The following is a 21,264-nucleotide window of genomic DNA, read 5'->3' on the forward strand; positions in this document are numbered from 1 at the left end:
GTAAGGTGACATGGACCTCGATACGTCCTTGTGATTTTTGACAATACGGGGCCGGCCAGAAATTGGTAATTCACTGTCTTTGCGTGAGCGGGGACGTTTAAGAAAAACGAATAAGGACACGTCGAATGAACGGCCAGAATATCCGTATCCGCCTGAAGGCGTTTGATCACCGGGTTCTCGATGCCTCTACGCGGGAGATAGTTTCTACCGCCAAGCGCACCGGTGCAAGCGTCCGCGGCCCGGTTCCGCTTCCGACCCGTATTGAAAAATTCACCGTCAACCGTTCGCCCCACGTCGACAAGAAGAGCCGCGAACAGTTTGAAATGCGCACGCATAAGCGTCTGCTGGACATCGTTGATCCGACTCCGCAGACCGTCGATGCTTTGATGAAGCTCGACCTGGCTGCTGGCGTAGACGTCGAAATCAAGCTTTAAAAACCAATTCCGGCGAGAGCCGAAATAACAAGGAAGGTACGTGGCAAGACCTGCCAACGACTTCTCGAAACGGGAAACCTGAAAGTCCGGAAGGACTGGAATGGAATCCTTAAACAAAGAGGCGGGCAAGGGCCGTAGGGCCCTTGTTTTACTCTCAAGAGGAATGAACCGATGCGTTCAGGTGTGATTGCACAGAAAGTGGGAATGACCCGGGTCTATAATGACGCCGGCGAGCATGTCCCGGTAACAGTACTACGCTTGGATAACTGCCAGGTCCTGGCTCAGCGGACTGTCGATAAGCACGGCTATACCGCCGTTCAGCTCGGCGCTGGTCAGGCCAAGGTCAAGAATACATCCAAGGCAATGCGCGGTAATTTTGCCGCTGCAAACGTCGAGCCGAAGGCCAAGCTCGTCGAATTTCGCGTTTCCGAAGACCACCTCATCGACATCGGTGCTGAGTTGAAGGCTGGTCACTTTGCTGCTGGCCAGCTGGTTGACGTTACCGGCACCACGATCGGTAAGGGTTTTGCCGGTGCGATGAAGCGCCATAACTTCGGCGGTCTTCGCGCAACTCACGGCGTGTCCGTCTCGCACCGTTCACACGGCTCGACTGGTTCCAATCAGGATCCGGGTAAGGTCTGGAAGGGCAAGCGTATGGCCGGTCACATGGGTCAGACCCGCGTCACCACCCAGAATCTGGAAGTCGTTTCGACCGATGAAGATCGCGGTCTGATCCTTGTGAAGGGCGCTGTGCCCGGTTCCAAGGGTTCCTGGATCATCGTGCGCGACGCCGTCAAGTCGGCAGCGAAGTAAGGGAGCCAAACCATGGAACTCAACGTCAAGACCCTCGAGGGGAAGGATGCCGGTACGGTTTCCCTGTCCGACGCCATTTTCGGCCTCGAACCCCGTGAAGATATCATTGCGCGCATGGTGCGTTGGCAGCTTGCCAAGAAGCAGCAGGGCACGCACAAGACCAAGACCCGTGCCGAAGTATCGCGCACCGGTGCCAAGATGTACAAGCAGAAGGGTACGGGCCGCGCTCGTCACCATTCGGCTCGCGCTCCACAGTTCCGCGGCGGCGGCAAGGCCCACGGCCCGGTCGTTCGTAGCCACGAGCATGATCTTCCCAAGAAGGTTCGCGCTCTCGCCCTGCGTCACGCTCTGTCTGCCAAGTTCAAGGCTGATGAACTGATCATCGTTGATCAGTTGGTCGCTGCCGATGCCAAGACCAAGGCCGCCGTTGGTGTGTTCGAGGCTCTCGGGCTGAAGAATGCACTGGTGATCGGTGGCGTCGAACTCGACGTCAATTTCAAGCTCGCTGCCGCGAACATCCCGAATATCGATGTTCTGCCGGTTCAGGGCATCAACGTTTATGACATTCTGCGTCGCGGTAAGCTCGTGCTTTCCAAGGCTGCGGTTGAAGCTCTGGAGGAGCGGTTCAAATGACTGATCTTCGCCACTACGACGTGATCGTATCTCCATCGATCACTGAAAAGTCCACGCTGGTTTCCGATTTCAACCAGGTGGTCTTCAACGTCGCCCGGACTGCTTCCAAGCCTGAAATCAAGGCTGCCGTCGAAGCACTGTTCGGTGTCAAGGTCACAGCTGTGAATACGCTGCTCCGCAAGGGCAAGACTAAGCGTTTCCGCGGCTTCGCCGGTAAGCAGAAGGATGTGAAGAAGGCGATCGTTACGCTCGCCGAGGGTCAGTCCATCGACGTCTCCACCGGTCTCTGAGGAACAGAAAAATGGCATTGAAAAATTTCAATCCGACAACCCCGAGCCAGCGTCAGCTGGTCATCGTTGACCGGTCGGGCCTTTACAAGGGCAAGCCTGTTAAGTCGTTGACCGAGGGTCTGTCTTCGAAGGGCGGTCGCAACAATCTCGGTCGCATCACCGTTCGCTTTCAGGGCGGCGGTCACAAGCGCACCTATCGTCTGGTGGACTTCAAGCGTCGTAAGTTCGACGTAGAAGGCACTGTCGAGCGTCTGGAATATGACCCCAACCGTACGGCGTTCATTGCGCTGATCACCTATGCCGATGGCGAGCAGGCCTATATCTTGGCTCCGCAGCGTTTGGCGGCTGGTGACAAGGTGATCGCATCGGATAAGGCTGTCGACGTTAAGCCCGGCAACGCTATGCCGCTGCAATACGTCCCGGTTGGCTCCATCGTTCACAATGTCGAGCTGAAGCCCGGCAAGGGCGGTCAGGTTGCCCGTTCCGCTGGTGCCTACGTTCAGCTGGTCGGCCGCGATGCCGGCATGGCTATCCTGCGCCTCAGCTCTGGCGAACAGCGCCTGGTGCATGGCACTTGCCTTGCAACGGTCGGCGCCGTGTCGAACTCCGACCACGGCAACATCAATGACGGCAAGGCTGGTCGTTCGCGTTGGCGCGGCAAGCGCCCGCACGTTCGCGGCGTCGTCATGAACCCAGTCGACCACCCGCACGGCGGTGGTGAAGGCCGCACCTCCGGTGGCCGTCATCCGGTTTCCCCTTGGGGTAAGCCGACCAAGGGCAAGCGTACGCGGTCGAACAAGTCCACGGACAAGTTCATCATGCGTTCCCGCCACCAGAAGAAGAAGTAAGAGAGGTAGTCAGAGATGGCTCGTTCAGTATGGAAAGGCCCCTTCGTTGACGGCTACCTTCTTAAGAAGGCTGAAAAAGTTCGCGAGAGCGGTCGTAGCGAAGTGATCAAGATGTGGACCCGTCGGTCCACGATCTTGCCCCAGTTTGTCGGTTTGACGTTCGGCGTCTATAACGGCAGCAAGCATATCCCGGTCAGCGTCAACGAAGACATGGTTGGCCATAAATTCGGTGAATTCGCTCCGACCCGGACCTATTACGGTCACGGTGCGGACAAGAAAGCGAAGAGGAAGTAACGATGGGCAAGGCAAAAGCCGAACGCCGGCTGAAGGATAACGAGGCGCAGGCCGTTGCGCGCACGCTCCGCGTCAGCCCTCAGAAGCTCAACCTGGTTGCAGCTTTGATCCGTGGCAAGAAGGTCGACCGCGCTCTGGCCGACCTGACATTCTCGCGCAAGCGCATTGCAGATACAGTGAAGAAGACGCTGGAATCAGCTATTGCAAATGCCGAGAACAACCACGACCTCGACGTCGATCAGCTGATCGTCGCCGAAGCCTATGTTGGTAAATCGATCACCATGAAGCGTTTCCACGCTCGTGGCCGTGGCCGCGCATCGCGCATTGAAAAGCCATTCTCGCATCTGACGATTGTCGTGCGCGAAGTCGAAGCCAAAGGGGAGGCCGCATAATGGGTCAGAAAATCAATCCAATCGGTTTCCGCCTGGGCATTAACAGGACCTGGGATAGCCGTTGGTTCGCCGACAACGCCGAATATGGCAAGCTTCTTCATGAAGACCTGAAGATCCGGGCCTATTTGATGGATGAGCTGAAGCAGGCCGGTATCGCCAAGGTGGTTATCGAGCGTCCGCACAAGAAGTGCCGCGTTACGATCCACTCGGCTCGTCCGGGTCTGATCATCGGCAAGAAGGGTGCAGACATCGAAAAGCTTCGCAAGAAGCTTTCCGAAATGACCAATTCCGAAACGCACCTCAACATCGTTGAAGTGCGCAAGCCGGAAGTCGATGCAACGCTGGTCGCTCAGTCGATCGCCCAGCAGCTCGAGCGCCGTATCGCGTTCCGTCGTGCCATGAAGCGCGCCGTACAGTCCGCCATGCGTCTGGGTGCCGAAGGCATCAAGATCACCTGCGCTGGCCGTCTCGGTGGTGCCGAAATCGCTCGTACGGAATGGTACCGCGAAGGTCGCGTGCCGCTTCATACGCTGCGTGCCGATATCGATTACGGTGTGGCGGAAGCCACAACCGCTTATGGTATTTGCGGCATCAAGGTCTGGATCTTCAAGGGCGAAATCCTTGAGCACGATCCAATGGCCTCCGAGCGCCGGGCGCTGGAAAGCGACGCCCAAGGCGGCAACAACAACAACCGTCGTCGCGAGAACGCCTGATTAGGCGCGCCCGGAGAAAAGTTCGGAGAATAGATAAATGTTGCAGCCAAAGCGTACCAAGTACCGCAAGCAGTTCAAGGGACGCATCAAGGGCGTTGCCAAGGGCGGTTTCGACCTGGCGTTCGGTGAATTCGGCCTGAAGGCTCTTGAGCCCAACCGCGTCAATGCACGCGAGATCGAAGCGGCTCGCCGCGCGATCACGCGCTACATGAAGCGCGCAGGTCGCGTGTGGATCCGGGTATTCCCTGATGTGCCGGTAACGGCAAAGCCTACCGAAGTCCGTATGGGTAAGGGTAAGGGCTCTGTCGAATACTGGGCATGCAAGGTCAAGCCCGGCCGTATGATGTTCGAGATCGACGGTGTGTCCGAGGAAATCGCCCGTGAGGCGCTGCGTCTCGGCTCGGCCAAGCTCTCGGTGAAAACGCGCTTCGTACAGCGCATTGCAGAGTAAGGATCAAGCCATGAAAGCCGCAGACGCACGCGCCATGAGCGCTGATCAGTTGAAGGATGAGTTGGGCAACCTGAAGAAGGAGCAGTTCAACCTGCGCTTCCAGAAGGCAACTGGCCAGCTTGAAAAGTCCTCGCGCATCAACGAGGTCCGTAAGGACATCGCCCGCGTGAAAACCATTGCCCGCCAGAAGGCGGCAGAAGCCAAGGCCTAAAGGACCAGAAGAACAATGCCGAAACGCATTCTGCAGGGCGTCGTGGTCAGCGACAAGAACGAGAAGACCGTTGTGGTTCGGGTTGAGCGTCGATTCGCTCACCCGCTGCTTCAGAAGACCGTTCGTCGCTCGAAGAAATACAAGGCTCACGACGAGAGCAATCAGTATAAGATTGGTGACGTGGTTTCCATCGAGGAATGCGCACCGATTTCCAAGGATAAGTGCTGGACGGTCGTTTCCGCCCAGGCTTAATTTGCAGAGAAATGGGGGAGGCCACTTGCGCCTTTCCCAAAAATCTGTAGAAGCACCGCAACGGCGCAAGAACGCTCCATCGAGAGCGTTCTTTTGCTTTGAGCGCAGGGAAGGTCCTTTTTAAGGAAACCACCTTGGCAAGATCCTCCTCCGCTCGAAAAGACATAAAGATCCATAAGCCGGAATAGGGGGCATCGCCCAACCGTTCCGGTATAACGAGAAGGCGACCTGACATGATTCAGATGCAGACTAACCTCGACGTTGCCGATAATTCCGGCGCGCGTCGTGTCATGTGCATCAAAGTGCTGGGCGGTTCTAAGCGCAAATACGCTTCGGTCGGCGACATTATCGTCGTTTCGATCAAGGAAGCTATTCCGCGCGGCCGCGTGAAAAAGGGTGATGTGATGAAAGCCGTGGTGGTTCGTACCGCCAAGGACATCCGCCGCGCCGACGGCAGCGTCATCCGCTTCGATAACAACGCAGCCGTTCTTATCGACAACAAGAAAGAGCCAATCGGCAGCCGTATCTTCGGACCGGTTCCGCGCGAACTTCGCGCTAAGAACCACATGAAGATCATCTCGCTGGCTCCTGAAGTTCTTTAAGGGGAGCGATTGACGATGCAAAAGATTCGTAAGGGCGACAAGGTCGTCGTACTCACCGGCAAGGACAAGGGTCGTTCTGGTGAAGTCATTCAAGTGATGCCGAAGGAAGACCGTGCGGTCGTTCAGGGGATCAACGTCGTAAAGCGCCACCAGCGCCAGACGCAGACCCAGGAAGCCGGTATCATCAACAAGGAAGCCTCTGTGCACCTTTCCAACCTTGCTATCGCAGACAAGGACGGCAAGCCGACTCGCGTTGGTTTCTCCGTTGTTGACGGCAAGAAGGTTCGCGTTGCCAAGCGTTCGGGGGAAGTGATCGATGGCTGAGACCAAGTATGAGCCAAGGCTCAAGGCAGAATATGTAAGCCGCATTCGTCAGGCGCTTCGGGAGCAGTTTTCCTACGCCAACGAAATGCAGATTCCGAAGCTTGACAAGATCGTCATCAACATGGGCGTGGGTGAGGCAACTGCCGATTCCAAGAAACCCACGGTTGCTGCTGCGGATCTGGCGGCTATTGCCGGTCAGAAGCCTGTCATTACCCGGGCTCGTAACTCTATCGCTGGTTTCAAGGTCCGCGAAGACATGCCGATCGGCGCAAAGGTTACCCTGCGCGGCGCTCGCATGTATGAGTTCATGGACCGTCTGATCAACATCGCGCTCCCGCGCGTTCGCGACTTCCGGGGCTTGAACCCGAAGAGCTTTGACGGCCGTGGCAACTTCGCCATGGGCATCAAGGAACACATTGTGTTCCCAGAGATCAACTACGATAAGGTTGATCAGATGTGGGGCATGGACATCATCGTTTGCACGACGGCACCCACGGATGACGAAGCACGGGCTCTTCTAAAAGAGTTCAACTTCCCCTTCCGTCAATAACCGTAACGACGAGCGTAGAAGAGGAACTTCAATATGGCGAAGACAAGCGCAGTTGAAAAGAACAAGCGCCGCCGCAAGACAGTTGCCCAGCAATCCGGCAAGCGCGCGGAGCTGAAGGCAATCATCATGAACCAGTCCCTGTCGATCGAGGACCGTTTCAAGGCAACCCTGAAGCTGGCAGAAATGCCGCGTGATGGCTCCAAGACCCGCATCCGTAACCGTTGCGAAGTCACCGGTCGTCCTCGTGCATTTTATCGCAAGCTCAAGATGTCGCGTATCGCACTTCGTGAGCTTGGCAATTCCGGCAAGGTGCCGGGTATTGTAAAGTCGAGCTGGTAAGGAGACGGGCAAATGACGATGACTGATCCGTTGGGCGATATGCTCACCCGTATCCGGAATGGTGCTGCCCGCCGCAAGGCTTCGGTGGTTACTCCGGCTTCCAAGCTGCGCGCGCGCGTTCTGGATGTTCTTCAGGCTGAAGGCTACATTCGTGGCTATTCTGAAATCGACCATGGTAACGGCAAGGCCGAGATCACGATCGAACTGAAATATTATGAAGGCGCGTCGGTGATCCGTGAGATCGGCCGCGTGTCCAAGCCGGGCCGCCGAGTCTATGTCTCGGTTAAGTCCATTCCGCAGGTCGCGAACGGCCTCGGCATTACCATCCTTTCGACTCCGAAGGGTGTAATGGCCGATCACCAGGCTCGCGAACAGAATGTTGGTGGCGAGGTTCTCTGCTCTGTCTTCTAAGACAGCGCAGAGATCTCCCTAGCGAACAGACAGGATAATCACATGTCTCGTATCGGTAAAAAGCCCGTTCAGGTTCCTGCAGGGATCACGGCCTCGGTTGATGGCCAGAAAGTAACTGCCAAGGGCCCGAAGGGCGAACTCTTCTTCGTCGCAAATGACGAAATCTCGGTTGCGCTTGAGGACAATGCAATTGTCGTCAAGCCAGTCAACGACTCCAAGGATGCACGCTCAAAGTGGGGCATGTCCCGCACGATGATCGAAAACATCCTGAAGGGTGTCAAGGACGGCTACGAGCGCAAGCTCGAAATCAACGGCGTTGGTTACCGCGCATCTTTGCAGGGCAAGAACCTGCAGCTGGCGCTCGGTTTCAGCCACGACGTTGTGTATGAGCCGCCGCAGGGCATCACTATCGCCGTTCCGAAGCCGACGGAAATCGTGGTTTCCGGGATCAATAAGCAGCAGGTCGGTCAGGTCGCTGCCGAGATCCGCGAATATCGCGGCCCCGAGCCCTACAAGGGCAAGGGCGTCAAGTATGCCGAAGAGCGGATCGTCCGCAAAGAAGGCAAGAAGAAGTAAGGAACGCGCGAAATGGCAAGCAGAAAAGAAGCACTTGTACGTCGTGCCAACCGCGTACGGCGTCAGATCAAGGCGGTGGCCAATGGCCGTCCGCGTCTGTCGGTACATCGCTCTTCGAAGAACATCTACGTCCAGGTTATCGACGACGTGGCCGGCCGCACGCTGGCTGCTGCATCGACCCTCGACGGCAGCCTGCGCTCTTCGCTGAAGACCGGCGCCGACACAGCAGCAGCTGCTGCTGTTGGCAAGCTGGTCGCCGAGCGCGCTGTTGCCGCCGGTGTGAAGGAAGTCGTATTCGATCGCGGTGCCTTCATCTATCATGGCCGCATCAAGGCACTGGCAGAAGCCGCCCGCGAAGGTGGTCTGTCCTTCTAAGGAATAGCCGCCCGGATGCGCATGTGTCCGGGCGGTTTCGCGGCTTTGCCGCATAAACCGGAGGAGCCCAAACCTAAAAGGGCGAGGGCCGAATTCAAGATTGTAATCTGCCGATTGCACCCGGAAAAGAAAAAAGGAAAAGGACAATGGCACAAGAAAAGCGTGGTTCGCGGGACGACCGTCAGAACCGTGAAGAGCGCGATAGCGAATTTGTCGACAAGCTGGTCGCCATCAATCGCGTCGCCAAGGTCGTCAAGGGCGGCCGTCGTTTTGGTTTCGCTGCTCTCGTCGTCGTCGGCGACCAGAAGGGTCGCGTTGGCTTCGGTCATGGCAAGGCACGTGAAGTGCCGGAAGCCATCCGCAAGGCAACCGAATCCGCCAAGCGCGACCTGATTTTCGTACCGCTGCGTGATGGCCGTACGCTGCATCATGACGTTCATGGCCGTCACGGCGCCGGCAAGGTGCTGCTGCGGTCTGCCAAGGCTGGTACCGGTATCATCGCTGGTGGTCCGATGCGCGCCGTTTTCGAAACGCTCGGCATGCATGACGTTGTTGCAAAGTCGACTGGTTCGTCGAACCCTTACAACATGGTTCGTGCAACGTTCGACGCGCTGAAGCACCAGGTTCATCCGAAGGACGTCGCTGCACAGCGTGGCCTGAAGTATGCGACCTTGCAGGCTCGTCGTGCCGCGTCCGGCAACGGTTCTGAAGAATAAGGAGCTGGACAATGGCCAAGAACACTGAAGCCCAGAAGACGATCACGGTCGAGCAGATCGGTTCGCCTATTCGCCGCCCGGCTGTACAGCGCCAGACGCTTATCGGCCTGGGTCTCAACAAGATGCATCGGGTCCGCACGTTGGAAGATACGCCTTCGGTTCGTGGCATGATCCGTGCTGTCCAGCATCTCGTTCGCGTCGTCGACGAGAAGTGAGACGGAGGAAACTGTCATGAAACTGAATGAAATCAAAGACAACGAAGGCTCCAGCAAGGACCGTATCCGCGTAGGTCGTGGTATCGGTTCCGGCAAGGGCAAGACCGGTGGCCGTGGCGTCAAGGGTCAGAAGGCGCGTTCCGGCGTAGCCGTCAATGGCTTCGAAGGCGGCCAGATGCCGATCTATCGTCGCCTGCCGAAGCGTGGCTTCAACAACATCTTCGCTTCCGAATTCACGACCGTTTCGCTCGGTCGGATTCAGACAGCGATCGATGCCGGCAAGCTCGACGCTTCCGCCACCATCGATGCAGCAGCTCTCAAGGCTGCTGGCGTGATTCGCCGCCTTAAAGACGGTGTTCGCGTCCTCGGTGACGGTGAATTGACGACGAAGGTAACGATTGAAGTTGCCGGAGCTTCCAAGCCAGCGGTCGAAAAGATCGAAAAGGCGGGCGGCACGATCAAGCAGCTGTCAGCTGCTGCGGAAAAGTCGGAATAATCGATTAATATTATCGCCCGGGGTGCTTCACACCGGGCGATTTTTCTACCATATGTGTGCCTCGCGACCCATTGGCGGCTCCTGTGTCGCTTTCTCCCCAAATCATCTTGGTTTGGGGAGAAAGCGACACAGCACTTTTTGAGTGATAAAGCAGCTTTCGTGTGTTTAAAAAATGCACGACGCTTTATGTTCCGTCTTCCGGGAATTTCGGAAACAGAGGGAGAGGCATCTGGTTGCACTGCAATCGCTCCGCCCCCGGTTTTCTGCGAGAGAGAACGAACTTTACCTTCGGTAGGCTGTCCATCGTCAAGCCGCCGTATATGGTGACGCGGAGAATTTTATGGCTTCTGCAGCGGAACAATTGGCCTCGAACCTGAACTTTTCAACCTTTGCGAAGGCAGAGGATTTGAAAAAGCGCATCTGGTTCACGTTGGCCGCCCTTCTTGTCTATCGTCTAGGTACCCATATTCCGCTGCCTGGCCTCAACCCCGAGGCCTATGCTGCTGCCTTTAAAGGCCAGTCCGGTGGTATTCTGGGACTGTTCAACATGTTTTCCGGTGGCGCGGTGCAGCGCATGGCGATTTTCGCCCTCGGGATCATGCCCTATATTTCCGCTTCGATTATCGTCCAGCTGATGACATCAGTTGTTCCCTCGCTCGAAAACCTCAAGAAGGAAGGTGAGCAGGGGCGCAAGATCATCAATCAATATACCCGCTACGGCACCGTTCTGCTCGGCACGCTTCAAGCCTATGGCATTGCGGTAGGGCTGGAGCACGGCAATGGCTTGGTGACCGATCCTGGCTTGTTCTTCCGCCTTTCGACTGTCGTGACCCTTTTGGGTGGTACGATGTTCTTGATGTGGCTTGGTGAACAGATCACCTCGCGCGGTATTGGTAACGGTATTTCGCTGATTATCTTCGCGGGTATTGCCGCTGGTCTGCCGACTGCGCTTGCTGGTACGCTGGAGCTTGGCCGCACCGGGGCTTTGTCCACAGCTTTGATCCTGACCGTCATCTTGGTGGCGATCGGCGTGATTGCGCTGATCGTGTTCTTCGAGCGCGCCCAGCGCCGCTTGTTGATCCAGTATCCGAAGCGCCAGGTCGGCAACCGGATGTTCCAGGGCGACACCTCGCATCTGCCACTGAAGCTGAACACCTCGGGCGTTATCCCCGCGATCTTCGCATCGTCGTTGCTGCTGCTGCCAGCGACGGCTGCTGGCTTTACCGGTGGCTCAACGCTGCCCGCATGGGCAACGACTATCATCAGCGCGCTTGGCCATGGTCAGCCTGCCTACATGGTGCTCTATGCGCTGTTGATCGGCTTCTTTGCATTCTTCTATACGGCCATTGTTTTCAATCCGAAGGACACGGCCGACAATCTGAAAAAGCATGGCGGCTTCATTCCAGGGATTCGTCCCGGCGAGCGCACGGCTGAATATATCGATTATGTGCTGACGCGAATTACGGTTGTTGGCGCCATTTACCTTGTCTTCGTCTGTATCCTTCCCGAAATTTTGGTTTCTCAGACCGGGGTGCCCTTATCCCTTGGTGGTACGTCGCTTTTGATTGTTGTCAGCGTTACCCTGGATACGGTAGCACAGGTACAGGGTCACCTGATTGCTCAGCAATATGAGGGGCTGATCAAGAAATCGAAGTTGCGTGGAGGAAAGAGGGGACGATGAGGTTAATTCTATTGGGGCCTCCGGGTGCGGGTAAAGGCACTCAGGCTCAGAGGATCGTCGACAAGTACGGTATTCCGCAACTGTCGACGGGGGATATGCTGCGGGCGGCTGTGTCGGCTCAGACTGAGGTCGGTAAGCGCGCCAAGGCGGTGATGGATGCTGGAAAGCTGGTCTCGGACGATATCGTCATAGCGATTGTTTCCGAGCGGATCGATCAGGATGATTGCAGCAATGGCTTCATTCTCGATGGATTTCCGCGGACCTTGATCCAGGCGGATGCTACGGAAGAGATGCTTGCGGTCAAGGGCCTTGAACTTTCGGCTGTGGTTGAAATCAGGGTTGAAGATGAAATCCTGGCGGACCGAATCGCTGGTCGTTATACCTGTGCCAATTGTGGCACGGGCTATCATGACGAGAATCTCAAGCCGAAGGTGGAGGGGGTCTGCGATAAATGCGGATCGACTCACTTTAAGCGTCGTCCCGATGACAATCGCGATACGGTAAAGACCCGTCTACAGGCCTATTATAAGGAGACTTCTCCCTTGATCGGCTATTACTATGCCAAGGGAAAACTCCATTCTGTCGACGGTATGGCCGAAATCGACCAGGTTACGGCGGAAATTGAGACGGTGTTGTCCGGTCTCTGACCGGATATCCATGAATTTCTTTAGCGGAACGGTTGCTTTTCGTTACTGATTCCGCTAGATAGCGCGCCAACTCGCTAAAGATCAACGGTCGGCGCGTTCTTCCTACGGAGGAAGACGGGTTCGGTCGTTTTGACTTGTTGAGAACCCAAAAATCAATCGGCGGCCTTGTCACGGCTGTCAAACGACACACCACTTGCCGGATGGCAACTGGAACGCAAGGAGAATAGGCGTGGCACGTATCGCTGGCGTCAACATCCCAACGGCAAAGCGCGTAGTTATCGCGCTGACCTATATTCATGGGATTGGTCCGAAGTTCGCACAGGAAATCATGGAAAAGGTTGGTCTTGCAGCCGACCGCCGCGTTCATCAGCTGACAGATGCTGAAGTTCTGGCTATCCGTGAAACCATCGACCGCGATTACCAGGTCGAAGGTGACCTGCGTCGCGACACCGCAATGAACATCAAGCGTTTGATGGATCTGGGCTGCTACCGCGGTCTTCGTCATCGTCGCGGTCTGCCTGTTCGCGGTCAGCGTACACATACCAATGCTCGTACTCGCAAGGGTCCGGCAAAGGCTATTGCTGGTAAGAAGAAGTAAGTTTCGCTGTATGGCGAGCTTGAGGCTGGCACGTCAGTGCCGGCCTTGTTGCAGTTTTGGAAAGGGCACGTTGTCCTTTCCGGTGGAGCCGCTGGTGTTACGGCGGTGTCGAGATCAATGAAAGGGAATTGAATGGCCAAGGAAGCCACACGCGTTCGCCGTAGAGAGCGCAAAAATATTTCGTCGGGTGTTGCGCACGTCAACTCGACATTCAACAACACGATGATCACCATCACCGACGCGCAGGGCAATGCAATTGCCTGGTCGTCCGCTGGTGCCAAGGGCTTCAAGGGCTCGCGTAAATCGACCCCGTTTGCCGCTCAGATCGCTGCTGAAGATTGCGCCAAGAAGGCTCAAGAACACGGCATGAAGTCGCTGGAAGTCGAAGTTTGCGGTCCGGGTTCTGGCCGTGAATCGGCTCTGCGCGCTTTGCAGGCTGCGGGCTTCATGATCACCTCGATCCGCGATGTGACCCCGATCCCGCACAATGGCTGCCGTCCTCGCAAGAAGCGCCGCGTCTGATCATTCTTCGTCCGGCCGGGATATGCGCACATGCGGTCCCGGTTCTTCTCATGCTCGGTCGTCACGATTGAATAGTGGCGACGAACGGAAGGTAAACATATGATTCAGAAGAATTGGCAGGAACTGATCAAGCCGAACAAGGTTGAGTTCTCCTCCAGCGGTCGCACCAAGGCAACCCTGGTTGCCGAACCGCTTGAGCGGGGCTTCGGTCTGACGCTCGGCAACGCTCTTCGTCGCGTTTTGCTGTCGTCGCTGCGCGGTGCTGCCGTGACGGCTGTCCAGATCGACGGTGTTCTGCATGAATTCTCGTCGATCCCGGGTGTTCGCGAAGATGTCACCGACATCGTTTTGAACATCAAGGAAATTGCCATCAAGATGGACGGCGACGATGCCAAGCGCATGGTCGTCCGCAAGCAGGGTCCGGGCGTCGTGACCGCTGGAGATATCCAGACGGTTGGCGATATCGAGATCCTCAATCCGAACCACGTCATCTGCACGCTGGATGAAGGTGCGGAAATCCGGATGGAATTCACGGTCAACAACGGTAAGGGCTATGTCCCCGCCGATCGTAACCGCGCAGAAGATGCTCCGATTGGGCTTATACCCGTCGACAGCCTCTATTCGCCGGTCAAGAAAGTGTCCTACAAGGTGGAGAACACCCGCGAAGGCCAGGTTCTTGACTACGACAAGCTGACCATGACGATTGAGACCGATGGGTCTGTTTCGGGTGAAGATGCGGTGGCTTTTGCTGCCCGTATTCTCCAGGACCAGCTGTCTGTCTTCGTCAACTTCGATGAGCCGCAGCGTGAAGCTGAAGAAGAAGCCGTTACCGAACTGGCTTTCAACCCGGCTCTCTTGAAGAAGGTCGACGAACTCGAGCTTTCGGTTCGTTCGGCCAACTGCCTGAAGAACGACAATATCGTATATATTGGCGATCTGATCCAGAAGACCGAAGCCGAAATGCTGCGCACACCGAATTTTGGCCGCAAATCGCTGAACGAGATCAAGGAAGTTTTGGCTTCCATGGGCCTGCATCTGGGTATGGAAGTTCCTGCCTGGCCGCCGGAAAACATCGAAGATCTCGCCAAGCGCTACGAAGACCAATATTAATCTTAGATAAGGCAGGTTGAACTCTGCCTTTCCAGTCAAACTGCGGATCTTGATCCGTATGTGTCAGGAAACGGCAGGGCCGCAACAAGCGCGGGAACCTGCATTGAAGGAGAATAGCCATGCGCCATCAGAAAGCCGGCCGCAAGCTGAACCGTACCGCAAGCCACCGTAAGGCAATGTTTGCCAATATGGCGGCTTCGCTCATCACCCATGAGCAGATTGTCACCACCCTGCCCAAGGCGAAGGAAATTCGCCCGATCGTCGAACGGCTTGTCACACTCGGCAAGCGTGGCGACCTGCACGCTCGTCGTCAGGCCATTTCGCAGATCAAGGATCAGGATGCTGTTCGCAAGCTGTTCGATGCGATTGCTACCCGTTACGCCAGCCGTAATGGCGGCTACCTTCGCATCATGAAGGCTGGCTTCCGTCAGGGCGACAATGCTCCTCTGGCCGTTATCGAGTTCGTTGAGCGCGATGTCGACGCCAAGGGTGCAGCTGACAAGGCTCGCGTTGCCGCAGAAGCAGAAACCGCTGAAGCAGCATAAGCCATAAGCGACGTTAAGTCGTTTGTTTCAGGGCCGGATGGGAAACCATCCGGCCCTTTTCCGTTTTCTGGCTCGCTGCTCCAAGTCTTTCCGGGAGAGTTGTGTTTAGGCTTCGCACCGTTGTTGGTTAATGTTCAGGATCGCCTATGCCTCTGGTCTATGGTTTTGACCTGAAATTCTGTCCGGGCTAAGAAGGAGATCTCCATCCCTGCAATGCTGCCATTGCCCTTCGACAAAGAGATCTATCCCATGATGCCAAGATTGCCTGCATTCGCTACTGCGATGATTGTCACTGCGTTGTCGGTGGCGTCGAGCGCCATTGTCAGTCAAGCCGCGTCGTCGGCTTCCAGCCGAGGAGTGAAAACAATTGCTCCGAAGGTTCTCGTTATCACCATGTTTGGCGAAGAGACCAAGCCGTGGCTGGCAGGGCGCAAGCTGACGACGAAGGTTAAAGTGCCAGGCCTGTCGAAAGAGTATCCAGAGGTCGCTTGCGATCGTCAGGGCCTCTGCGTGATGACCACGGCAATGGGCTATGCCAATGCGGCGAGCTCGACCATGGCAGTCGCGTTCGACCGTCGGTTCGATCTCCGCAACACCTATGTGTTGATCGCAGGCATTGCCGGCGTCAATCCGAAGGAGGGAACTCTGGGGTCGGCGCTCTGGGCCAGATATGTGGTGGACGGTGGATTGCGGCATGATATCGACGCCCGCCAGATCGACAAGGACTGGCCAGACGGGCAGGTGCCGCTGGGTGCGGCAAGTCCGACCGGCAAGCCGACCTGGGCGGCAGGGACGGAGGTCTACGCGCTGAACGAGGCGCTGGTCCAAAAGGCCATGGAACTGACGGGATCCGTCGAACTTTTGGACAGCGATGCCGCCAAGACCTATCGCGCCGCCTATGCCGCGCCAGCGGCCAAGGCGGCTCCGTCTGTGAAGATTTGCGACACGGTCTCAGGCGATACCTACTGGCATGGGGTCAAGGACGCTGAAGCCACAGAACGATTTGCTACCCTGGTCACCGATGGAAAAGCCCATTACTGCACCACCCAAATGGAGGATAATGCGACGCTGACAGCTTTGAAGCGGGCCTCAGAGGCCGGGCGCCTCGATTTCAACCGTATTCTGGTGTTGCGCACAGCGTCCAATTTCGACCGCGAACCGTTTGGCCGTACCGCTATCGAATCGCTGACTTCGAAGTCCGGCGGCTTCATGCCATCAGTCACGAATGCTTATCGAGTAGGAAATGCTTTCGCAAATGCCGTTATCGCGGACTGGAAAACGTGGAAAGAACGCAATGGCGGAAAATAAGACATATCGTATGTATCTTGAGAGCCTTATTCGTTTTTGATCTCCACAATAAAAATCAAGGCATTGAGGACGCGGTGTGTTGTCGCGCCTTCATGCACCATCAATAGGCATCGCTATAAGGTCGATGCGCTTACTATTGAGGTATATGTATCCTTGTTTTGATATGTTTCAATTGCGTGACGATCACAAATGACATGATCACCAACAAGGACCACGAACTCCACTTACCAAGATGAACCATGGACCAATAGTTCATTTGGTTCGGATAGCGCCAGATACCAAAAAATGTGCTGATGTTTTCCGCAAGCCATATAAAAAATCCTATGAGGATAAAGGCAACAAACAGAGGCATCCATCGGTCTTTGTCATATGGACGGAAAATCACAGTGGTTCGAGCGTAGAGGCCCAGCGCGCAAGCGGCAATATACCAGCGGTAGTCGCCGATATAGTGATGGGTGAAAAAGTTTGCATATATTGCCACTGCGACTAGCGCCGTCATCCAATACGGTGGGTGATGGCGAACACGCAGGTCGAATAACCTCCAGGCTTGTATGATGTAGGAGCCGACACCCGCGTACATGAAGCCGGAAAATAGAGGAACACCGAATAATTTGCTCAATCCGGGATCAGGATAAGACCAAGATGGAAGTGCGCCGGATGTCTTGAAGACTTCAAGAGCAAAACCAAGTGCATGGAAGAGCGCGATTGCCTTGGCTTCGTCCCATGTCTCCAATTTGCCGATCAGCATGACCGCTTGGATGGCGAGAGCGATAAACAAAAGTATATCGTAGCGGGCAACACCGAGAATGCCACCGCGCGGCACGAGGAAAACCGCCAGAAAAAACAGTCCGACAAAAAGACAGGCGCGGGCCTCTTTTATTCCAAAATAAAGAAACTCGACGATAAATCGGCGCAGACCTGAGAGATTGTTGAATGGCCGACTCTGCTCAAGAATGTCATCAAGGCGATGAAGTGAGAACGCCTGGCGTGTGCGGGGATCTGTCATACGATCTTGCCTGCTGCATAATTCACTGGAATTTGTACGCTTCAAAAATGTGCAATGTTGGAGAGGGACGGTTTTTGAAGAGGATCCAACTTGTCTATCGTCAGGACCGGAGATTGTAGCCCATTGCAAAGAAAGCTTATTCTATTGGTAGCGTCGCTAGGCGTGATTATTGCGGGTCTCCTGTTGCGGGTTAAAGGCTATCAGTTTGGTTTGCCGTTCTTTTTCGTCAAGTATGGTGGGTCGATCTTGTGGGGAGCTATGGTCTATGGGTTGACCGCTATGGTTTTGGTTGCATTCCGTCGGTCTTTGGTCGCTTCTTTGGCCGTGGCAATTGCTGTCGAATTGTCCAGGTTGATCCATACGCCGGAGCTGGATGCTTTTCGTTTGACTATGGCGGGTGCCTTGCTGCTCGGCCGGATTTTTTCACCGTGGAACATCGTGGCTTATTGTTTGGGCATTGTCATCGCTAGCGTGCTGGACCGGCTTGCATTCTCACCTAAGAAGTGAGCGTCCGAAAGGTTGATGGTGTTGCCCGTCGATTATCCCATTGCTGAACTGAATGGATTCGAGCCTGTCGGGTTAAATCTAAACCTGACAGGCTCGACGAAGAATTAACAGGCGTCACAGCCCATCACTGAATGTTGTAATCCCGCTTCAAAATGTCTAGCAAACTGGATTCGGAGGGTGGCTCCACCAATTCGTTCCAGGTCTCAACCGGGGAAAAGCCGAACTGCTGGTAGAGTTGCAGGGCGCGGGGATGGTCGAGTGTATTTGTCATCACCGAGATTTTGGTTGGTGCGGTCGACCAGGCGGCATAGAGCGCCTGGAGCAGGAACCATTTGCCGATTCCAAGCCCCAGCGCATGTTCAAACAGGCCAAAATAGGACAGCTCGACGGTATTGTCCTGTTGCTGGGTCAGCTCGAAGAAGCCCGCTGGTGCGCCATTGACGTAAAGCACACAGATTGACACGTCCGGGTTATGGATGGTCGCCTTCAGTTCGGCATCGGTCATCTGCAGGCGTTTGTACCAGTGCCAGCGGGAGCCAACCTGGCGATAGAGGAAGCGGTAATAGGGCAGGGGCATTTCAGTGGCGCGGATGATCGCCGTCTGGATATTGATCGGCACTGGCAAGCTGGACTTCGGCGGGGCGGTCATTTCCAGCTTGGTGACATGGGCGGTCAGAAGCGTAGGTAGCTCGCCCTCAATTGCGTCTGCCGGTCCGGTCACGACAGGAGTGTCCTTGCGAGAGCCCCATTCAGACCAGGAGCCGTCATAGAGTGTATTATCGTGATGGCCGAGCGATTGCAGCGCCAGCGTCACCACTGCCGCTGTAACCCCAGAGCCGCAGCTGGTAACGATCGGGCGGGTCAGGTCGATGCCCGCGTCGGTGAAAATCTCCCGCAATGTCGAGAGGTCTTTCAACCGGCCATTTTCGCCAAGGATAGAGGCGGGAACCGAACGGGCGCCGGGCATATGGCCGGAGCGCATTCCCGCCCGTGGTTCCTGTTCTTCACCCGTGAACCGTCCAGCAGGGCGGGCATCGGCGATCTGGCGGCTGGCGCTCTCGACAATGCTCTGCATATCCTGGAACGGAGTGATCAGGCTTTCCTTGAAATTGGTGGTAAAGGTCGCAGGTGCTGGCTCAGGCAGGTCGGTCTCAAGCGGCCGTTCTTCCTGTTTCCAACCGTCCAATCCTCCATCCAGAAGAAACACATTCGGCGCGCCCATCACCCGGAACATCCACCAGACGCGCGGCGCGGAAAAAAGACCTGGACCATCATACACCACAATCGTGTCGGTGTCTGAAATCCCAAGCTTACCGACTGCTTCGGCAAAGGATTCCGGGGAGGGTACGGTGTGGGGCAGGCTGGTGGAGCGATCGGCGATCTGGTCCTGATCGAAAAACATTGCGCCGGGAATGTGACCAGCAGCGTATTCTTCCGCGCCATTGCGGTTATGGGCCGGCAAATACCAGGATGCATCGACGACCTTGAATTGAGGTGCGCCCAATTGCTTCTGTACCCACTCGGCCGATACGACGAAACGGCTTTTCTCCGCAGACATGCTTCTCTCCGTGCTTGTCAGGCAGAGGGTTCCAGCGTACCGAAGCGAATACGGAAGCGCCGGTTCTCCTTGCCCTTTTTCTCGATCTTGGCGATATGAATCGCGCCGACCTCCTGGGTCTCGGAAACATGTGTGCCGCCGCAGGGCTGGCTGTCAACGGATGAATTCTCTCCGATGCAAACAAGGCTAACGCGACCCAAACCCATCGGTGGGCGCACATTCTTGGATTTGACGATATCCGGATTGGCTGCCAGTTGCGCGTCGGTGATCCATTCCAGGTAGACCGGATGGTTTTCCTCCACCAACCGCATCAGAACCGCCGTCACCGTTTCGCGGTCAATGGCTTCGCTCATGTCGAAATCCACCCGGCTTTCCTCCTCGCCGACAGCAGCACCGGTAATGGGAAACGGGCAGACCACCGACAGCAGATGGCAGGCGGTATGCATCCGCATCAGTTTGTAGCGGCGTGGCCAGTCAACATGCAGCACCAGTTTTTCGCCAAGGCTGGGGCTTGGCTGGCCCTCCAGCGGCTGGTGCAGGATCACACTCTTGTCCGGGCCGTGGCGCGTCAGGCCAAGCTGGATGGTCGAGCCATCGGCCCGTTCCAGAAAGCCGGTATCGCCCGGCTGGCCGCCGGATGTGGCGTAAAAACAGGTCTGGTCAAGCTCGATTGAGCCGTCGTCATGCACGGCTGTCACCACCGCCTCTGCCGTCGAAAGGTAAAAATCGTCACGAAACAGAGGCAATGTTGGCATGGGGCTCAGACAGGTTCGAAGGGAATGGAAATGTCGGGTTTACCGCCCAGCCATGTCGGCTGCGGCAGGCCCTTTTCTTTGAGGAAGGCCCGATTATAGAGCTTCGACTGGTAGCGATTGCCATAGTCGCACAGGATGGTCACGATGGTATGACCCGGCCCCAGTTCGCGCGCCAGCCGGATGGCGCCAGCGATATTGATGCCGGAAGAGCCGCCAAGGCAGAGGCCTTCCTGTTCGACCAGATCGAAAATGATCGGCAGGGCTTCGCTGTCGGGAATCAGGTAAGCGAAATCAGGCGTAAATCCCTCGAGATTGGCGGTAATCCGTCCTTGGCCAATGCCTTCGCTGATCGAGGAACCAGAGGATTTCAATTCGCCATTCCGGTAGAATTCATAGAGCGCGGCGCCTTCGGGATCGGCAAGGCCGATCTTGACGCCAGGCTTCAGGTTTCGCAGTCCGATCCCCGTGCCGGCCAGTGTGCCACCGGAGCCAACGGCGCAGATGAAACCATCAACAGCGCCGCCGGTATCCTCAAAAATCTCCCGGGCCGTTGTCTCGATGTGGGCGTCACGATTGGCGGTATTGTCAAACTGATTGGCCCAGATCGCGCCGTTCGGTTCGGTTTTCGCCAGCTGGGCCGCAAGCCGCCCGGAAAGCTTCACGTAATTATTCGGGTTCTTGTAGGGAACGGCGGGAACCTCGACCAGTTCGGCGCCAAGCAGCCGCAGCGCGTCCTTCTTTTCCTGGCTCTGGGTTTCCGGAATGACGATCACGGTGCGGTAGCCAAGCGCCTTGGCGACCAGGGTCAGGCCAATGCCGGTATTGCCAGCCGTACCCTCAACGATCACCCCGCCGGGGCGCAGCAATCCGCGCCGTTCGGCATCGCGGATAATGTAGAGCGCGGCACGGTCCTTGACGGACTGGCCGGGATTGAGAAACTCGGCCTTGCCCAGAATGGTGCAACCGGTTGCCTGTGAAGCGGCTTTCAGCCGGATCAGCGGCGTGTTGCCGATGGCGTCTAGAACGGAGGGGTGGAATGCCATGAGCGCACTTTCTGTTTCCCGGACAATAGAAAGTGTGTTTTCGGTCTAC

33 protein-coding genes are annotated in these 21,264 nt (G+C 56.3%); 29 read left to right on the forward strand and 4 right to left on the reverse strand.

Going from position 1 to position 21,264, the window contains the following annotated elements; translation table 11 throughout:
• Window positions 1-125 precede the first annotated feature (125 nt).
• From rpsJ to ASB66_RS12095, 28 genes are all read left to right on the forward strand, one after another.
• A complete protein-coding gene (gene rpsJ, locus ASB66_RS11960) occupies window positions 126-434 on the forward strand; it encodes a 30S ribosomal protein S10 (RefSeq protein ID WP_006728688.1) in 309 nt (102 codons plus the stop codon).
• 171 nt (window positions 435-605) lie between these two features.
• Window positions 606-1,247: a 50S ribosomal protein L3 gene (gene rplC, locus ASB66_RS11965; protein ID WP_060715704.1), complete on the forward strand. Its 642-nt coding sequence runs from the start codon at window positions 606-608 to the stop codon at window positions 1,245-1,247.
• A 12-nt stretch (window positions 1,248-1,259) separates the two neighbouring features.
• Complete coding sequence (gene rplD / locus ASB66_RS11970; protein ID WP_060715703.1) at window positions 1,260-1,880, forward strand: 50S ribosomal protein L4; 621 nt, start codon at window positions 1,260-1,262, stop codon at window positions 1,878-1,880.
• Window positions 1,877-2,170, forward strand: coding sequence for a 50S ribosomal protein L23 (locus tag ASB66_RS11975; protein ID WP_015915740.1), 294 nt, complete (start codon window positions 1,877-1,879; stop codon window positions 2,168-2,170). Before rplD ends, ASB66_RS11975 begins: the two co-directional genes overlap by 4 nt.
• Window positions 2,171-2,181: 11 nt before the next feature.
• Window positions 2,182-3,018 (forward strand): 50S ribosomal protein L2, encoded by an 837-nt coding sequence (gene rplB, locus ASB66_RS11980; RefSeq protein WP_015915741.1) that lies wholly within the window; start codon window positions 2,182-2,184, stop codon window positions 3,016-3,018.
• A gap of 15 nt (window positions 3,019-3,033) precedes the next feature.
• Window positions 3,034-3,312 (forward strand): 30S ribosomal protein S19, encoded by a 279-nt coding sequence (rpsS, locus tag ASB66_RS11985; RefSeq protein ID WP_015915742.1) that lies wholly within the window; start codon window positions 3,034-3,036, stop codon window positions 3,310-3,312.
• Between the two features lie 2 nt (window positions 3,313-3,314).
• Window positions 3,315-3,704 (forward strand): 50S ribosomal protein L22, encoded by a 390-nt coding sequence (gene rplV, locus ASB66_RS11990; RefSeq protein ID WP_015915743.1) that lies wholly within the window; start codon window positions 3,315-3,317, stop codon window positions 3,702-3,704.
• Complete coding sequence (gene rpsC / locus ASB66_RS11995; protein ID WP_041696471.1) at window positions 3,704-4,417, forward strand: 30S ribosomal protein S3; 714 nt, start codon at window positions 3,704-3,706, stop codon at window positions 4,415-4,417. The genes rplV and rpsC overlap by 1 nt, the downstream gene beginning before the upstream one ends.
• Before the next feature lie 37 nt (window positions 4,418-4,454).
• Window positions 4,455-4,868: a 50S ribosomal protein L16 gene (gene rplP / locus ASB66_RS12000; RefSeq protein WP_015915745.1), complete on the forward strand. Its 414-nt coding sequence runs from the start codon at window positions 4,455-4,457 to the stop codon at window positions 4,866-4,868.
• Between the two features lie 10 nt (window positions 4,869-4,878).
• On the forward strand, window positions 4,879-5,079 hold the full coding sequence (gene rpmC, locus ASB66_RS12005; protein WP_015915746.1) for a 50S ribosomal protein L29: 201 nt from the start codon (window positions 4,879-4,881) through the stop codon (window positions 5,077-5,079).
• Between the two features lie 15 nt (window positions 5,080-5,094).
• A complete protein-coding gene (gene rpsQ / locus ASB66_RS12010) occupies window positions 5,095-5,331 on the forward strand; it encodes a 30S ribosomal protein S17 (RefSeq protein WP_015915747.1) in 237 nt (78 codons plus the stop codon).
• A 233-nt stretch (window positions 5,332-5,564) separates the two neighbouring features.
• The gene (rplN, locus tag ASB66_RS12015) at window positions 5,565-5,933 is read left to right on the forward strand and encodes a 50S ribosomal protein L14 (RefSeq protein WP_015915748.1); all 369 of its coding nucleotides are present in this window, start codon (window positions 5,565-5,567) and stop codon (window positions 5,931-5,933) included.
• 15 nt (window positions 5,934-5,948) lie between these two features.
• Window positions 5,949-6,257 (forward strand): 50S ribosomal protein L24, encoded by a 309-nt coding sequence (gene rplX / locus ASB66_RS12020; protein ID WP_015915749.1) that lies wholly within the window; start codon window positions 5,949-5,951, stop codon window positions 6,255-6,257.
• A complete protein-coding gene (gene rplE / locus ASB66_RS12025; protein WP_015915750.1) occupies window positions 6,250-6,807 on the forward strand; it encodes a 50S ribosomal protein L5 in 558 nt (185 codons plus the stop codon). Before rplX ends, rplE begins: the two co-directional genes overlap by 8 nt.
• Before the next feature lie 33 nt (window positions 6,808-6,840).
• Window positions 6,841-7,146: a 30S ribosomal protein S14 gene (gene rpsN / locus ASB66_RS12030; RefSeq protein ID WP_060715702.1), complete on the forward strand. Its 306-nt coding sequence runs from the start codon at window positions 6,841-6,843 to the stop codon at window positions 7,144-7,146.
• 12 nt (window positions 7,147-7,158) lie between these two features.
• Window positions 7,159-7,557, forward strand: a complete 399-nt coding sequence (gene rpsH / locus ASB66_RS12035; RefSeq protein ID WP_015915752.1) for a 30S ribosomal protein S8 — start codon at window positions 7,159-7,161, stop codon at window positions 7,555-7,557.
• 42 nt (window positions 7,558-7,599) lie between these two features.
• A complete protein-coding gene (gene rplF, locus ASB66_RS12040; protein WP_015915753.1) occupies window positions 7,600-8,133 on the forward strand; it encodes a 50S ribosomal protein L6 in 534 nt (177 codons plus the stop codon).
• 12 nt (window positions 8,134-8,145) lie between these two features.
• Window positions 8,146-8,508, forward strand: coding sequence for a 50S ribosomal protein L18 (gene rplR / locus ASB66_RS12045; protein ID WP_015915754.1), 363 nt, complete (start codon window positions 8,146-8,148; stop codon window positions 8,506-8,508).
• Between the two features lie 146 nt (window positions 8,509-8,654).
• Entirely contained in the window at window positions 8,655-9,224 is a 570-nt protein-coding gene (gene rpsE / locus ASB66_RS12050) for a 30S ribosomal protein S5 (RefSeq protein ID WP_015915755.1), read from the forward strand.
• An 11-nt stretch (window positions 9,225-9,235) separates the two neighbouring features.
• Window positions 9,236-9,439, forward strand: coding sequence for a 50S ribosomal protein L30 (rpmD, locus tag ASB66_RS12055; protein ID WP_015915756.1), 204 nt, complete (start codon window positions 9,236-9,238; stop codon window positions 9,437-9,439).
• Window positions 9,440-9,455: 16 nt separating this feature from the next.
• Window positions 9,456-9,935, forward strand: a complete 480-nt coding sequence (rplO, locus tag ASB66_RS12060; RefSeq protein ID WP_015915757.1) for a 50S ribosomal protein L15 — start codon at window positions 9,456-9,458, stop codon at window positions 9,933-9,935.
• Window positions 9,936-10,275: 340 nt separating this feature from the next.
• On the forward strand, window positions 10,276-11,616 hold the full coding sequence (gene secY, locus ASB66_RS12065; protein WP_015915758.1) for a preprotein translocase subunit SecY: 1,341 nt from the start codon (window positions 10,276-10,278) through the stop codon (window positions 11,614-11,616).
• Window positions 11,613-12,263: an adenylate kinase gene (locus ASB66_RS12070; protein WP_060715701.1), complete on the forward strand. Its 651-nt coding sequence runs from the start codon at window positions 11,613-11,615 to the stop codon at window positions 12,261-12,263. Before secY ends, ASB66_RS12070 begins: the two co-directional genes overlap by 4 nt.
• A gap of 229 nt (window positions 12,264-12,492) precedes the next feature.
• On the forward strand, window positions 12,493-12,861 hold the full coding sequence (rpsM, locus tag ASB66_RS12075) for a 30S ribosomal protein S13 (RefSeq protein ID WP_060715700.1): 369 nt from the start codon (window positions 12,493-12,495) through the stop codon (window positions 12,859-12,861).
• Window positions 12,862-12,993: 132 nt separating this feature from the next.
• Window positions 12,994-13,383, forward strand: a complete 390-nt coding sequence (gene rpsK, locus ASB66_RS12080; protein ID WP_015915761.1) for a 30S ribosomal protein S11 — start codon at window positions 12,994-12,996, stop codon at window positions 13,381-13,383.
• A 99-nt stretch (window positions 13,384-13,482) separates the two neighbouring features.
• Window positions 13,483-14,493 (forward strand): DNA-directed RNA polymerase subunit alpha, encoded by a 1,011-nt coding sequence (locus ASB66_RS12085; RefSeq protein WP_060715699.1) that lies wholly within the window; start codon window positions 13,483-13,485, stop codon window positions 14,491-14,493.
• Window positions 14,494-14,612: 119 nt separating this feature from the next.
• Window positions 14,613-15,038, forward strand: coding sequence for a 50S ribosomal protein L17 (gene rplQ, locus ASB66_RS12090; protein WP_060715698.1), 426 nt, complete (start codon window positions 14,613-14,615; stop codon window positions 15,036-15,038).
• A gap of 249 nt (window positions 15,039-15,287) precedes the next feature.
• Entirely contained in the window at window positions 15,288-16,346 is a 1,059-nt protein-coding gene (locus tag ASB66_RS12095; RefSeq protein ID WP_234613858.1) for a purine-nucleoside phosphorylase, read from the forward strand.
• A 133-nt stretch (window positions 16,347-16,479) separates the two neighbouring features.
• Here the strand turns inward: ASB66_RS12095 and ASB66_RS12100 are convergent, their stop codons facing one another.
• Window positions 16,480-17,352 (reverse strand): DUF817 domain-containing protein, encoded by an 873-nt coding sequence (locus ASB66_RS12100; protein WP_060715697.1) that lies wholly within the window; start codon window positions 17,350-17,352, stop codon window positions 16,480-16,482.
• 123 nt (window positions 17,353-17,475) lie between these two features.
• On the opposite strand from ASB66_RS12100, the gene ASB66_RS12105 reads away from it, so the two are divergent.
• On the forward strand, window positions 17,476-17,859 hold the full coding sequence (locus ASB66_RS12105) for a ribosomal maturation YjgA family protein (protein ID WP_015915765.1): 384 nt from the start codon (window positions 17,476-17,478) through the stop codon (window positions 17,857-17,859).
• A gap of 124 nt (window positions 17,860-17,983) precedes the next feature.
• On the opposite strand, the gene sseA is transcribed toward ASB66_RS12105, so the two are convergent.
• Genes sseA through ASB66_RS12120 form a run of 3 tightly spaced genes read right to left on the reverse strand, consistent with a single transcriptional unit; the run spans window position 17,984 to window position 21,215 of the window.
• Window positions 17,984-19,417 carry a 3-mercaptopyruvate sulfurtransferase gene (gene sseA, locus ASB66_RS12110; RefSeq protein WP_060715696.1) on the reverse strand — a complete coding sequence of 478 codons (1,434 nt, stop codon included), beginning with the start codon at window positions 19,415-19,417 and terminating at the stop codon, window positions 17,984-17,986.
• Window positions 19,418-19,434: 17 nt separating this feature from the next.
• Window positions 19,435-20,172: an alanyl-tRNA editing protein gene (locus ASB66_RS12115; RefSeq protein ID WP_114386560.1), complete on the reverse strand. Its 738-nt coding sequence runs from the start codon at window positions 20,170-20,172 to the stop codon at window positions 19,435-19,437.
• A 5-nt stretch (window positions 20,173-20,177) separates the two neighbouring features.
• A complete protein-coding gene (locus ASB66_RS12120; protein ID WP_060715694.1) occupies window positions 20,178-21,215 on the reverse strand; it encodes a cysteine synthase A in 1,038 nt (345 codons plus the stop codon).
• Between the last annotated feature and the right edge of the window lie 49 nt (window positions 21,216-21,264).

Origin of the sequence: Gillisella vitis, from assembly GCF_001541345.2 — a bacterium.
Classification (GTDB): domain Bacteria; phylum Pseudomonadota; class Alphaproteobacteria; order Rhizobiales; family Rhizobiaceae; genus Allorhizobium; species Allorhizobium vitis.